13 protein-coding genes and 1 pseudogene are annotated in these 12,730 nt (G+C 73.4%); 8 read left to right on the top strand and 6 right to left on the bottom strand.

Features of this window, described 5'->3' with window-relative positions:
• The first annotated feature begins 163 nt into the window (after positions 1 to 163).
• The 4 genes from ABZ642_RS43505 to ABZ642_RS43520 all read left to right on the top strand — a co-directional run bounded on the left by ABZ642_RS43505 (position 164) and on the right by ABZ642_RS43520 (position 4,956).
• A complete protein-coding gene (locus ABZ642_RS43505) occupies positions 164 to 856 on the top strand; it encodes an ABC transporter ATP-binding protein (RefSeq protein ID WP_360496333.1) in 693 nt (230 codons plus the stop codon).
• Complete coding sequence (locus tag ABZ642_RS43510) at positions 853 to 3,195, top strand: FtsX-like permease family protein (protein ID WP_360496336.1); 2,343 nt, start codon at positions 853 to 855, stop codon at positions 3,193 to 3,195. Before ABZ642_RS43505 ends, ABZ642_RS43510 begins: the two co-directional genes overlap by 4 nt.
• Positions 3,196 to 3,274: 79 nt before the next feature.
• Complete coding sequence (locus ABZ642_RS43515) at positions 3,275 to 3,640, top strand: DUF779 domain-containing protein (protein WP_360496339.1); 366 nt, start codon at positions 3,275 to 3,277, stop codon at positions 3,638 to 3,640.
• Between the two features lie 143 nt (positions 3,641 to 3,783).
• Positions 3,784 to 4,956: a phosphodiester glycosidase family protein gene (locus ABZ642_RS43520; RefSeq protein WP_360496342.1), complete on the top strand. Its 1,173-nt coding sequence runs from the start codon at positions 3,784 to 3,786 to the stop codon at positions 4,954 to 4,956.
• A gap of 36 nt (positions 4,957 to 4,992) precedes the next feature.
• Here the strand turns inward: ABZ642_RS43520 and ABZ642_RS43525 are convergent, their stop codons facing one another.
• From ABZ642_RS43525 to ABZ642_RS43550, 6 genes are all read right to left on the bottom strand, one after another.
• Entirely contained in the window at positions 4,993 to 5,187 is a 195-nt protein-coding gene (locus ABZ642_RS43525) for a hypothetical protein (protein ID WP_360496345.1), read from the bottom strand.
• A 102-nt stretch (positions 5,188 to 5,289) separates the two neighbouring features.
• A complete protein-coding gene (locus ABZ642_RS43530; RefSeq protein ID WP_360496347.1) occupies positions 5,290 to 6,153 on the bottom strand; it encodes a phosphatidylinositol-specific phospholipase C/glycerophosphodiester phosphodiesterase family protein in 864 nt (287 codons plus the stop codon).
• A 226-nt stretch (positions 6,154 to 6,379) separates the two neighbouring features.
• Positions 6,380 to 7,471, bottom strand: coding sequence for an acyl-CoA dehydrogenase family protein (locus tag ABZ642_RS43535; RefSeq protein WP_360496350.1), 1,092 nt, complete (start codon positions 7,469 to 7,471; stop codon positions 6,380 to 6,382).
• Positions 7,468 to 8,649, bottom strand: a complete 1,182-nt coding sequence (locus ABZ642_RS43540; protein WP_360496353.1) for an acyl-CoA dehydrogenase family protein — start codon at positions 8,647 to 8,649, stop codon at positions 7,468 to 7,470. The genes ABZ642_RS43535 and ABZ642_RS43540 overlap by 4 nt, the downstream gene beginning before the upstream one ends.
• Entirely contained in the window at positions 8,646 to 9,614 is a 969-nt protein-coding gene (locus ABZ642_RS43545) for an NADPH:quinone oxidoreductase family protein (RefSeq protein ID WP_360496356.1), read from the bottom strand. Before ABZ642_RS43545 ends, ABZ642_RS43540 begins: the two co-directional genes overlap by 4 nt.
• A 91-nt stretch (positions 9,615 to 9,705) precedes the next feature.
• Positions 9,706 to 10,281 carry an XRE family transcriptional regulator gene (locus ABZ642_RS43550; protein ID WP_360496359.1) on the bottom strand — a complete coding sequence of 192 codons (576 nt, stop codon included), beginning with the start codon at positions 10,279 to 10,281 and terminating at the stop codon, positions 9,706 to 9,708.
• A gap of 78 nt (positions 10,282 to 10,359) precedes the next feature.
• On the opposite strand from ABZ642_RS43550, the gene ABZ642_RS43555 reads away from it, so the two are divergent.
• From ABZ642_RS43555 to ABZ642_RS43570, 4 genes and pseudogenes are all read left to right on the top strand, one after another.
• The gene (locus ABZ642_RS43555; protein ID WP_360496362.1) at positions 10,360 to 10,497 is read left to right on the top strand and encodes a hypothetical protein; all 138 of its coding nucleotides are present in this window, start codon (positions 10,360 to 10,362) and stop codon (positions 10,495 to 10,497) included.
• A 66-nt stretch (positions 10,498 to 10,563) separates the two neighbouring features.
• A pseudogene (locus ABZ642_RS43560) lies at positions 10,564 to 10,689 on the top strand (thioredoxin reductase); the annotation flags it as partial.
• Between the two features lie 29 nt (positions 10,690 to 10,718).
• Positions 10,719 to 12,257 (top strand): ATP-dependent DNA ligase, encoded by a 1,539-nt coding sequence (locus ABZ642_RS43565; protein ID WP_360496365.1) that lies wholly within the window; start codon positions 10,719 to 10,721, stop codon positions 12,255 to 12,257.
• Positions 12,254 to 12,721, top strand: a complete 468-nt coding sequence (locus tag ABZ642_RS43570) for an NUDIX domain-containing protein (RefSeq protein WP_360496368.1) — start codon at positions 12,254 to 12,256, stop codon at positions 12,719 to 12,721. Before ABZ642_RS43565 ends, ABZ642_RS43570 begins: the two co-directional genes overlap by 4 nt.
• The last annotated feature ends 9 nt before the right edge of the window (positions 12,722 to 12,730 follow it).

The following is a 12,730-nucleotide window of genomic DNA, read 5'->3' on the forward strand; positions in this document are numbered from 1 at the left end:
TCGACACCCCCGGGGCCCTGGGCATCCCTCCCCGGACTACATCTCAGGGATGACCCCGCCGTCCCTGCATCCGACGTGGTACGCCGATTACGCCCCGCGCCCGTCGTGCCCGGCCCGCCCCGTTCCCTAGCGTCGGCGGCCACCGAGGGACGGAGACCCACCGATGACGACACCGCTGATCGAACTGCGGGACGTGACCCGGCGCTACGACGCCGGACCGCCCGCGCTGCTGGACGTGACCCTGACCGTGGCACCCGGGGAGGCCGTCGCGGTGCTGGGTCCCTCCGGCAGCGGCAAGTCGACGCTGCTGAACCTGATCGCCGGCCTGGACGGTCCCGACGAGGGCACGGTGACCGTGGACGGCGTCCGGGTGGACCGGCTGGGCGAGGCGGGCGCGGCCCGTTACCGGCGGAACAGGGTCGGGATGGTGTTCCAGTTCTTCAACCTGCTGGACGACCTGACCGTCGCCGACAACGTCGTGCTGCCCGCCCAACTCGCCGGTACCGGACGGCGGGAGGCCGCCCGCCGGGCGGCGGAACTGCTCGAATCGCTGGGCATCGCGGCGCACGCGACCGCCTACCCCGGCCGGCTCTCCGGCGGCCAGCGGCAACGCGTCGCGGTGGCACGGGCGTTGATGAACCGGCCCGCGCTGCTGCTGGCCGACGAACCGACCGGCGCGCTGGACTCCGCGTCCGGCGCGGACGTCAGCCGTCTCCTCGCAGAACTCAACGCCGACGGCCAGACCCTAATCCTGGTCACCCACGACCACGACCTGGCCAGGGCGTGCACCCGGCGCACGGTCCACCTCGCCGACGGCCGGATCAGCACCGACGTCACGACGGAGGCGGTCCGATGAGCGCCCTGGTCCGGGTCGTCCGGTCGGGCATGGCCCGGCGCCGCACCCAGACGCTGGTCATCGCCCTGGCCGCGCTGCTGGCGGTGACGGCGTCCGTGCTGGCCGGTGCGCTGCTGGTGGCCTCCCGCGCGCCCTTCGACAAGGCGTTCGGGAAGCAGCACGGGTCCCAGCTCACCGCGCAGTTCGACCCGCGCCGGGCCGGGCCGGCCCAACTCACGGCCGCCGCGCACGCGTCCGGGGTGACGGGGTCGTCCGGTCCGTTCCCCACGACGACCGCCACGCCGGACGGCGCGGGCGCGCTGTCGGTCGTCGGCCGGGCCGGACCCGGCGGGGCGGTGGACCGGCTCACCGTGACCGAGGGCCGGTGGGCACGGCGGACCGGCGAGATCGTGCTCGCGACGGACCCGGACAGACCGCCCGTACGGCTCGGGCAGCGGCTGGACTTCGCGGACCTGCCCGGCAGCCCGACGCTCACCGTGGTGGGCACGGCCCGCTCGGTCAGCCGTACCGCCGACGCGTGGGTGGTGCCCGCGCAGATCGCCGGGCTCACGGCGTCCGGTCGTGCCGACGGCTACCAGATGCTGTACCGCTTCGCCCACGCGGCGACCGAGGCGCAGGTGGCCCGGGACCGTGCGGCGGTGACGGCGGCCGCACCGGCGGGAGCGCTCTCGGGTGCCCGGTCCTGGCTCGCCGTACGGCAGTTCGCGACCCGTGAGACCGCCCTGTACGTGCCGTTCCTGGTCGCCTTCGCGGTGCTGGGGCTGGTGATGTCGGCGCTGGTCGTCGGGAACGTGGTGGCCGGTGCGGTGGGCACCGGGCTGCGGCGGATCGGCGTCCTCAAGGCGGTCGGCTGCACTCCGGGACAGGTCGTCGGGGCCTATGGGGCGCAGGCGCTCGTGCCCGCCGCGATCGGCACCGGGCTGGGCCTGGCCGCAGGGCACCTGCTCGCCACCCCGCTTATGGCGGACACCTCGGCCGTGTACGGGTCGGTCGGGCTCGGGGTCTCCGCCGGGGTCGATCTGGCCGTCGTGGGCGGGGTGCTGGGCCTGGTGGCCGGCACGGCGTGGCTGAGCGCCTGGCGCGCCGGGCGGCTGCGCACGGTCGACGCGCTGGCCGTGGGCCGCACGCCGGCGGCGGGCCGGGGCCGTACGACGGCACGGCTGGCCGCGCGGCTGCCGGTACCGCGGGCGGTGGGCCTCGGACTGGCCCGGCCCTTCCACCGGCCCGCCCGCGCCGCCTCGATGGCCGCGGCGGTCGTCTTCGGCACGGCGGCGGTCACCTTCGCGGTCGGTATGGCCGCGTCCCTGGGTGAGGTGATCACGGCCAAGAACCACAACGCGGCAGACGTGACCGTGAGCGCCCGGCAGCCGGCGGGTCCGGGCCGCGTGCCGCCGGGCACCACGCGGGTGACGGCGGCCGAGGCCGCCGCCGTGCGGGCCGCGATCGCCGCCCAGCCGGGCACCCGCGACCAGTACGGCGGCGTCTCGGCCGAGGCCGAGGTCGCCGGGGCGACGGGGAGTGTGCCGGTGTTCGCCTACGACGGCGACGCCTCCTGGGGCGGCTTCGCCATGGTCTCCGGCCGCTGGTTCCGCGCGGCGGGCGAGGCGGTCGTACCGGCCCCGTTCCTGACCGCGAGCGGAGCCGAGGTGGGCGGCACGGTCACGCTCACCGTGAACGGCACGCCGGTGCGGATACGGATCGTCGGCGAGGTCTTCGACACCGGCCAGCAGGGCATGCGGGTCTTCACCGACCTGGCCACCCTGCGGACGGCCGCGCCGGACCTGCACCCGGCCGACCACGCCGTGCGGCTCGTCCCGGGCACCGACGCCGACGCGTACGTGGCACACCTCAACGCGGCGCTCAGGCCGTTCGGCGTCACGGCCACCGACGCCAGGTCGGTCAACGGCAGTGACGGCGTGGTCGCTCTCGACACGCTCGCGGCCACGCTCACCCTGATCCTGGTGGCGGTGGCCGGACTCGGAGTGCTGGGCGGGGTCGTGCTCGACACCCATGAGCGCATCCGCGACCTGGGCATCCACAAGGCGCTCGGGATGACACCCCGGCAGACGGTGACGCTGGTGATCGCCTCGGTCGTGCTGCCGGGGCTGGCGGGCGGGGCGCTGGGGGTCCCGCTGGGTTTCGCCGTGCACCGTGTGGTCATGCCCGCCATGGGCGACAGCGCCGGACTGCGCCTGCCCGACGTGGTCATGGACGTCTACCAGGCACCCGGACTGCTGCTCCTCGCCCTGGGCGGCACGGTGATCGCGGTTCTCGGCGCGCTGCTCCCGGCGGGCTGGGCGGCCAGCGTCCGTACGGCGACGGCGCTGCGCACCGAGTAGTCAACGACCGCTTCTGGACCGGCCGGTGACGAGAGGTGAGACTGGGGGGATCCGACACCCCGGCCCCAGGAGGGTGACCATGGACGACCGGACGGCGCCACCGCGCGTCGAGCTCACCCCGCGCGCCGCCGAGCTGGTGCGCCGACTGCGCGCCGAGCACGGCCCGCTGATGTTCCATCAGTCCGGCGGCTGCTGCGACGGCAGCGCGCCGATGTGCTACCTCGACGGCGAGTTCCGCACCGGAGGCTCGGACGTGCTGCTGGCCGAGCTGGCGGTGGACGGCGTCGAGGAGCCGGTCACCTTCTGGATGTCCCGGAGCCAGTACGAGGCGTGGAGCCACACCCGGCTGATCGTGGACGTGGTACCCGGACGAGGGAGCGGATTCTCGCTGGAGGCACCCGAGGGGGTGCGTTTTCTCACCCGTTCGCGCGTAGTCGACGTCTAGCCGCCCTGCCGGTCACTCCCGTCTGCTGCACTTCCCTGAGTCCTGAGGTACTTGACGAGACATCAGGGGGTGCGGTGACGCATCGTCAGAGACGATTTGCAGCGACGACCCGAACTCTGTTCACGCTTCTCACGACGTCCGGCGTGCTGGCCGGTGCGGCCCTCGCGGGGGCGGCACCGGCCGGCGCCGTGTCGGACACCGGACGGATCGCGTCCGGCGTCACCTACCGGCAGTTCGACGTCCCGGCGGCCAAGGGCACGGTCCACGCCCATCTGCTGACCGTCGACCTGACCGATCCGCACGTCCATGTGGACCTCCTCGACCCGGGCGCGGTGGCCGCCCGGTCGCCGGTGTCCACGATGGCGGACGCGGCGGGCGCGGTCGCGGGCGTGAACGGCGACTTCTTCGACATCACCGAGACCCAGCACCCGGGCGTCGAGGTGACCGGCGCGAGCGTGGGCCCGGCGATCGCCCAGGGCCGGCTGCTCAAGGCGGCGGTGCCGACGGCCCAGCGGTTCGGCCCGGTGCTGCCGCCCGGCACCGACACCACCGACGTCCTCGGCGTCGGCGTGGACCGCCGCGCCCGGCTGGACCGGCTGACGCTCGTGGGTACCGTCCGCACCCCGGACGGGAACCTGGCGCTGCGGGGGCTCAACCAGTACGCGCTGGCGCAGGACTCCGTCGGCGCCTACACCGCCGCCTGGGGCCCGGCCTCCCGCAAGCGTGCCACCTGCGGCTCGGACACCGACCGGGCGGCCGGCTGCAGCACGGACACCTACGAGGTGCGGATCCGCGACGGCAGGGTGGTCGCCACCGCCGACAGCCCGGGCAGCGGTGCCATCGCGGCGGATACGACGGTCCTGCTGGGCCGGGAGGCCGGCGCCGACCGGCTGCGCGAGCTCACCAAGGGCGAACGGGTCACGGTGCGCAGGCAGATGGTGGCGTCCGACTCCAAGGTCCCCTACCGCTTCGCGGTCGGCGGCTACCCGGTGCTGCGCAACGGTGAACCGCTGGCCGGCCTCAACGACACCACCACGGCCGTACGCACTGCCGCGGGCTACACGAGCGGCGGACGCAAACTCCTGCTGCTCGCGCTGGACGGCGCGGTGGCCTACCGCAGCGGCATGACCATCGCCGAAGTTGCCGACGAGATGCGGGAGTTGGGGGCGGCCGACGCGTTCAGCCTGGACGGCGGCGGCTCCACGACGCTGGTGGCCCGCACCCCGGGCGACCGCACGGTGAGCGTGCTCAACCACCCGACCGTGAGCCCGGAACGCCCCGTGGCGAACGGGATCGGGGTCTTCTCGACACCCTGACCGCGAGCCCTGGGCCGGCGGCCCCCGTCCGCCGGCTCAGGGCCGCAGACTGCTCACCATGTCGGCGGTCGCGGTGAGCCCACTGCTGATGGTGGGCGCCACGCTGGTGCTGGCCAGGTAGAAACCGAGCAGCATGCAGACCAGGGCGTGCGAGATCTTCAGGCCGCCCTGGCGCATGAAGAGCACCGCCAGGAGCAGAAGCAGCAGCACCACAGAGATGGAAACGGCCATCGCGAACCTCCTCCGCCACGCCCGTTTCAGGGCGTTCGGCCGCAAGTGTGGCGTAGCGGAGGGGAGGCCCGTGCGGTCGACACGTCCCCCGATCGGGTGGTGTTACGACGCCCGGTGGGTGTCCAGGAAAGCCTCCAGGCCGGCCAGGTCGTCGGTGTTGAAGTAGTCGACGTCGGCGGCGAGCAGTTCGCTCCACAGCGCGTCGCGGGCGGACCCGGCCGCGTCGGGGGTGTTCCAGAAGCGCACCGTCTGGCCGCGGTCGTGCGCCTGGCCGATGATGGCGCGCAGCTTCCGCCGCTCGGCCTCGGGGAACGCGCCCGCCCCGAGCCAGGTGAAGTTGAGCTGCCAGTTGTCGCTGATCAGCGGGACGAAGGAGGCGGGCGCCGAGGTGCCGAGGTCGGTGAGCCGGCCGTCGTAGAAGGCCCGGCGCACGGTCTGTGCCTCCATCGGCGTACGCGCGGCACGGTCACCGGAGATGACGTTGGTGACGGCACCGGGGATGACGCGGCCGTGGGCGTACGTCGTGAACAGGTGCCGGTAGCGCCGCAGATGCCGGTCGAGTTCGAGGTACGTGGACGATCCCTCGGTCTTGATGTCGATGAGCAGCTGCAGCGGCTGACGCCAACCCCGGTACACGGAACCGTGGTTGGCCTTCACGATCCGGGCCAGCGGGTCGAGGTAGAGGGACTCCAGGGTGCGGCTGGGGTCCAGGTCGTCCTCGGTGTGGCCGATGAGCAGCTGGTCACCGACGAGGAAGATGTCGGCCTCGACACTGCCGAAGCGGTGGTCGAGGGCGTCGAGGAGGGGGCGGGTGTGCTCGTAGTCGTTGTGGGCGTGGGCACGCCACAGCGGACGCGGTCCGCGGTGACCGCCGCCCGCCCAGGCCTGCGCTCCGGGCAGCGCGACAGCGCCCGCGAGGGCGGCGCCGAGGGCGGTGAGGGCTCTGCGACGGGTGGTGAGGGCCATGTGCTCTGCCTCCCTTGTAGGGCCTTGAGGAACCCAAGGGAGTATGCGGGCGGGCAGAGCCCAATAGGGGGCGGCAGGAAGGGAATTGGCTGGACTGCCACCCCTGGTTCACTTCATACGTGCCTCAGCAGGCGCGCCCCGGAGGGGCGCGGGGCCGTATCGCCGATGCGGCTCCGCCGCGGGTGCGCGACCAGCCCCCACGCACCCGCACCGAACAGCCGTCACATCACGGCGCCTGAAGATCGACCAGTTCGGCCAAGGCCCCCCGATGCGCCCCCGCCGTACCAAAGGCGATCGCATCCGCCTTGGCCCGCTTCAGGTACAGATGGATAGGATGTTCCCAGGTCATCCCGATCCCCGCATGCAACTGCAGCGCCTCCTCCGCCGCCCGCACCGCGACCGGCCCCGCATAGGCCTGCGCAACGGCAACCAGCACGTCGGCATCCTCGCCGGAGGCCAGCGCGTCGGCGGCACCCCGCGCAGCGGCCCGCAGATTGACAACCTCCAGCCACAGCTGTGCCAGCCGGTGCTTGAGCGCCTGGAACCCGCCCACCGGCCGGTTGAACTGCTTGCGCTCCTTGAGGTACCGCACGGTCTCGGTCAGCGCCCACTCGGCGAGACCGAACTGCTCGGAGGCCAGCAGCCCGGCCCCGGCCCGCAGCGCACGCCGGACGGCGGGTCCGGCGTCGCCCAGGCGGCGGCCGGCCGCCCCGTCGAGGGTGACCGTGGCGAGCGGCCGGGTCAGGTCGAAGGACACCTGCGGGGTGACGGTGCCGGCCGCCGCCTCGACGGCGTACAGCCCCCCGTCGTCTCCCGGCACCAGCAGTACGTCCGCGGCGACCGCGTCCGCGATCCCGGTCAACTCGCCGTACAGGCGCCCGTCCTCGACGCGTACGGCCCGCGCCGCGGCGCCCGGAGCGACGTGCAGCCCCACGGCCAGCGCACCGATCGTCCGCCCGGATGCCAGTTTCCCGAGCAGTTCCTCGTCGCCGCAGGCCAGCAGCGCTTCGGTGGCCACCACCGCACTGCTCAGATACGGCACGGGCGCCACGGCCCGCCCCAACTCCTCCAGAACCACGGCGACTTCGCGGTGCGAAGCACCCTGGCCGCCCTGCTTCTCCGGCACCAGCAGTCCGGCGAGCCCCATCCCCTCGGTGAGGGCCTTCCAGGCCGCCAGGTCGTGCGGGGCGTCCGACTCGGTGCGGGCGATGACGCCCGGCGCGTCGCAGTGGTCGGCCAGCAGGTCCCGCACCGCGGCCCGCAGCGCCTCTTCCTCCTGCGAGTACAGCAGGTCGGGCTGTGTGCGCCGTGTTGTCATCGGGCGAGGTCCTTCCACGCGACGTCCTTGTCGGTGCGCGGCTCGGCCGGCAGGCCCAGCACGCGCTCGGCGACGATGTTCAGCAGGACCTCGCTGGTCCCGCCCTCGATGCTGTTGCCCTTGGCGCGGAGGTAGCGGTAGCCGGCGTCCCGGCCGACGAAGTCCACCAGTTCGGGTCGGCGCATGGTCCAGTCGTCGTACAACAGGCCTTCCTCGCCTCGCAGTTCCACCTCCAGGCCACTGATCTCCTGGTTGAGGCGGGCGAAGGCGAGCTTCATGCCGGCACCCTCGGGGCCGGGCTGTCCGGCGACGAGCTGCTGGCGCAGCCGCTCGGCGGTGAGCCGGGCGACCTCGGTCTCGACCCACAGCTTCAGCAGCCGCTGGTGCAGGTCGTGGGTGCGCAGTTCGGGGCGTTCGCGCCAGGTCTTCACGACCGGGCCGATCATGCCGCCCTCGCGGGGCAGCCGCATACCGCCGATGGCGACGCGCTCGTTGTTCAGCGTGGTCTGCGCGACCCGCCAGCCGTCACCGGTCTCGCCGAGGCGGCGGGAGTCCGGGACGCGGACGTCGGTGAGGAAGACCTCGTTGAACTCGGCCTCACCGGTGATCTGCCGCAGCGGCCGGACGTCCACGCCCGGGTCGGTCATATCGCAGATGAAGTAGGTGATGCCGGCGTGCTTGGGCACGTTCGGGTCGGTGCGGGCGATCAGGATGGCCCAGCGGGCGTTGTGCGCGCCGGACGTCCACACCTTCTGCCCGTTCACGATCCAGCCGTCGCCCTCACGCACGGCCCGGGTGCCGAGCGCGGCCAGGTCGGAGCCGGCGCCGGGCTCGCTGAACAGCTGGCACCAGACCTCCTCACCGATCCACAACGGCCGCAGATAGCGCTGCTTCTGCTCCTCGGTGCCGTACTTCAGGATGGTCGGCGCGGCCATGCCGAGTCCGATGCCGTTGCGCCGCGAGTCGTTGTCGGGGGCGCCGGCGGCCTCCAGCTCGGCGTCCACGACGACCTGGAGGGAGCGCGGGGCGCCGAGGCCGCCGAGGCCCTCCGGGTAGTGCACCCAGGCGAGTCCCGCGTCGAAGCGGGCCTTGAGGAAGTCGAGCCGGTCCGTCGTGGCGGGCGGGTGCGCGGCCAGCAACTCGGCTGTGCGGCGCTGCAGTTCGGTGGCGTCGATCATGCCTCGGCTCCCTTCGGTACGACGGTGACCCGGCCGGTGGTGACGCCGTCACCGACCCGCTGTACGGCCGCGGCCGCCTCGGCCAGCGGGACCCGCTCGCTGACCAGCGGCTTGATGGCACCCTTGGCCGCCAGCTCGGTGAGCTGCCGATGGCAGTCCAGGATCAGCCTGGGGTTCTTGGTGGCGTACAGGCCCCAGTGCAGGCCCAGGATGGAGTAGTTCTTCACCAGGGCGTGGTTGAGCGCCGGGCTCGGGATGGTGCCACTGGCGAAGCCCACGACCACGATCCGGCCCTCGAAGGCGACGACCTTGGTCGACTGGGTGTACGCCTCGCCGCCGACGGGGTCGTAGACCACGTCGACGCCCCGGCCGCCGGTGGCCTCCTTCACGGCGCCGACCACGTCCTCGGCGCGCCGGTCGACGACGACGTCACAGCCCAGCTCGCGGGCGACGGCCGCCTTGTCGGCGCCGCCGACCACACCGATCACCGTGGCCCCGGCCGCCTTGCCGAGCTGTACGGCCGCGCTGCCGACCCCGCCGGCGGCGGCGTGCACCAGCAGCGTCTCACCGGCCTGGAGCCCGGCCCGGCGGTGCAGTCCGAACCAGCCCGTCTGGTACCCGATGTGCAGGGCGGCGGTCTCGGCGTCGTCCAGCGCGTCCGGCGCGGGCAGCAGGGCGGCGGCGTCCGCGACCGCGTACTCGGCGAAGCCGCCGTACGGGAGCACGGGGTTGGCGATCACCCGGCGCCCGTCCTCGGTCTCACCGCAGATCTCCACGCCGGGCGTGAACGGCAGCGGTGGGCGCACCTGGTAGTGGCCCCGGCACATCAGCACGTCGGGGAAGTTGATGTTGGCGGCACGCACCTTGAGCAGGACCTGGCCGTCACCGGGCGTGGGCCGCTCGACCTCCTGGAGCCGCATCACCTCGCTCGGCTCGCCGTTCTCGTGCACTTGCCATGCCTGCATGCGGTGCCTCCACAGACTGCTTCGTCGGGGTCCATCGCATACTAAGCGGTCGCTTGCCGATGAGGGAACAGCTGACGGCACAGCGGACGTGTCACGCCGTACTTCTCGGCCGTGCCCGGACGTGCATCCGCTCACCCTGTGGCCCGAACAGGCTGAGGAACTCCACCGGCCCCTCCCCCGTCGACCCGAACCAGTGCGGCACCCGGGTGTCGAACTCGGCCGCCTCCCCGGCCGCCAGGACGACGTCGTGCTCGCCGAGGACCAGCCGCAGCTTCCCGGACAGCACGTACAGCCATTCGTAGCCCTCATGGGTACGCGGCTCGGGATCGAGTTTCCGCTTCGGTTCGACCACCTTGAAGGCCTGCAGGCCGCCGGGCTGCCGGGTCAGCGGCCAGAAGGTCCGGCCGTGCCGCTCCATCGGCTTGGCGCGCACCCGGGGATCGCCGACGGGCGGGGCGCCGACCAGTTCGTCCAGGGGCACCTGGTGGGCCTGTGCGATCGGCAGCAGCAGCTCCAGGCTGGGCTTGCGCAGCCCCGCCTCCAGCCGGGAGAGGGTGCTGACCGAGATGCCGGTGGTCTCGGAGAGGGCGGCGAGAGTGACCTCCCGCTCCTTGCGGAGCCTGCGCAGCCGGGGGCCCACCCCCGCGAGAACATCGTCCGTAGTCATGGACGTATTGCAGTTTCGGCAAAGAGGTTTGTCAATCCGGCCACGGATGCGCGACCGGCGCCGACGGAGGTGATCACCATGACCGGTGCGTACGAAGTGGTCGTCGCCGGATGCGGTACGGCCGGGCTCTCCGCCGCGCTGGTCATCCAGGGTCCAGAGACCGGCTCACCGGCGTACGGCTCTCGGACGGCGGCGCGCACACGCGGCGGGCCCTGACCGTGCCCGGGCAGTGGGCCGCGGGCGATGGGCGGCAGGCGGCAGGCGGCAGGCGGCAGGCGGCAGGCGGCAGGCAACGCCAGCGGCTTCGCCGAGCAGGTGGTCGACGCGGCCGGCGGGGGCCACCGCGCCGGTGCGGCGGTCAACGGCGAGCTGCTCTTCGCGGAGCTGGACGCCGCCGTGCGGGTGTAGTCCGGAGCCGCCCGTTGCACCATGGCTGCATGCTGCTGACCCGGCTCGCCGAAGTGTCCCGGGAGGTCGCCGCCACCGCGGCCCGGTCCCGCAAGACCGCCCTGCTCGCCGACCTCTTCCGGGAGACGGCCCCGGACGACGTGCCGGTCGTCATCCCCTATCTGGCGGGCCGCCTCCCGCAGGGCCGCCTCGGCGTCGGCTGGAAGGTGCTGAGCCGAGCGGTCCCGCCGGCCGCCGAGCCGTCCCTCACCGTCCGTGAGGTCGATACCCGGCTGACCGAGCTGGGCAAGGTCGCCGGACCCGGTTCGCAGGCCGAACGGGCCCGGATCGTGGGCGAGTTGATGGGCGCGGCGACCGCCGACGAGCAACGCTTCCTGCTGGGGCTGATCACCGGTGAGGTACGGCAGGGCGCCCTGGACGCGGTGGCCGTGGAGGGGCTCGCGCAGGCGACCGGCGCGGACGCGGCCGACGTGCGCCGGGCGGTGATGCTCGCCGGGTCCCTCCAGACGGTGGCCGAGGCCCTGCTCGCGGACGGCCCGCCGGCCCTCGCCCGCTTCCGGCTCACCGTCGGCCGCCCGGTGCTGCCCATGCTGGCGCACACCGCCTCCTCGGTCGCCGAGGCGGTCGGCAAACTGGGCGCCTGTGCGGTCGAGGAGAAACTCGACGGCATCCGGGTCCAGGTCCACCGGGACGGCGACACCGTACGGGTCTTCACCCGCACCCTCGACGACATCACCGACCGCCTGCCCGAAGTGACGTCCGCGGCGAGAGGGCTGAGCGGCGACCGGTTCATCCTGGACGGCGAGGTGATCTCCTTCGACGCCGAGGGCCGCCCCCGCTCCTTCCAGGAGACGGCGGGCCGGGTCGGCTCCCGGACGGACGTGGCGAAGGCCGCTCGCGAGGTGCCGGTCTCCCCCGTCTTCTTCGACGCGCTCTCGGTGGGCGACCACGACCTCCTCGACCTCCCCTGCGCCGAACGGCACGCGGAGCTGGCCCGGCTGGTCCCCGAGCCGATGCGGGTCCGCCGGGCGCCGGTGTCCGGACCCGAGGACACGGCGGCCGCCGAGGGGTTCCTGGCCGCCAGCCTGGAACGCGGCCACGAGGGCGTGGTCGTCAAGGCCCTTGACGCCCCCTACAGCGCGGGCCGGCGCGGCGCCTCCTGGCTGAAGGTCAAGCCGGTGCACACCCTCGACCTGGTCGTCCTGGCCGCCGAGTGGGGGCACGGCCGGCGCACCGGCAGGCTCTCCAACCTCCACCTCGGCGCCCGTACCCCGGACGGCGGCTTCGCCATGCTCGGCAAGACCTTCAAGGGCATGACCGACGCGATGCTGGAGTGGCAGACCGCCCGGCTGAAGGAACTGGAGGTCTCGGACAACGGCTGGGTGGTGACCGTACGCCCCGAACTCGTCGTCGAGATCGCCTACGACGGCCTGCAGAGGTCCTCCCGCTACCCGGCCGGTGTCACCCTGCGGTTCGCCCGGGTCGTCCGCTACCGCGAGGACAAGCGGCCGCAGGAGGCCGATACGGTGGAGACCCTGCTGGCCGCCCACCCGGAGGTACGGCGTTGACGGAGCCGAAGCGAAGCGCCGGACTGCTGTTGTTCCGGCACACCGACGAGGGCCTTGAGGTGTTGCTCGGCCATATGGGCGGCCCCTACTTCGCGAAGAAGGACGCGGGCGCGTGGAGCGTCCCCAAGGGCGAGTACGAGCCCGGCGAGACCGCCTGGGAGGCGGCCCGCCGGGAGTTCCAGGAGGAGCTGGGCCTCGCGCCGCCGGACGGCGAGGCGATCGCCCTCGGGGAGGTCCGGCAGAGCAACGGCAAGATCGTGACGGTGTGGGCGATCGAGGCTGACCTGGACCCGGCCGCGGTCGCCCCCGGCACCTTCACGATGGAGTGGCCGCCGCGCTCGGGCCGGGTCCAGGAGTTCCCCGAGCTGGACCGGGTGGCCTGGCTCGGCCCCGACCGGGCCCGCGAGGTGATCGTCAAGGCGCAGGCGGCATTTCTCGACCGGCTGGCGGAGCACACGGACTGAACAGATGCG

Source organism: Streptomyces sp. NPDC007157 (assembly GCF_040634235.1).
Lineage (GTDB): Bacteria > Actinomycetota > Actinomycetes > Streptomycetales > Streptomycetaceae > Streptomyces.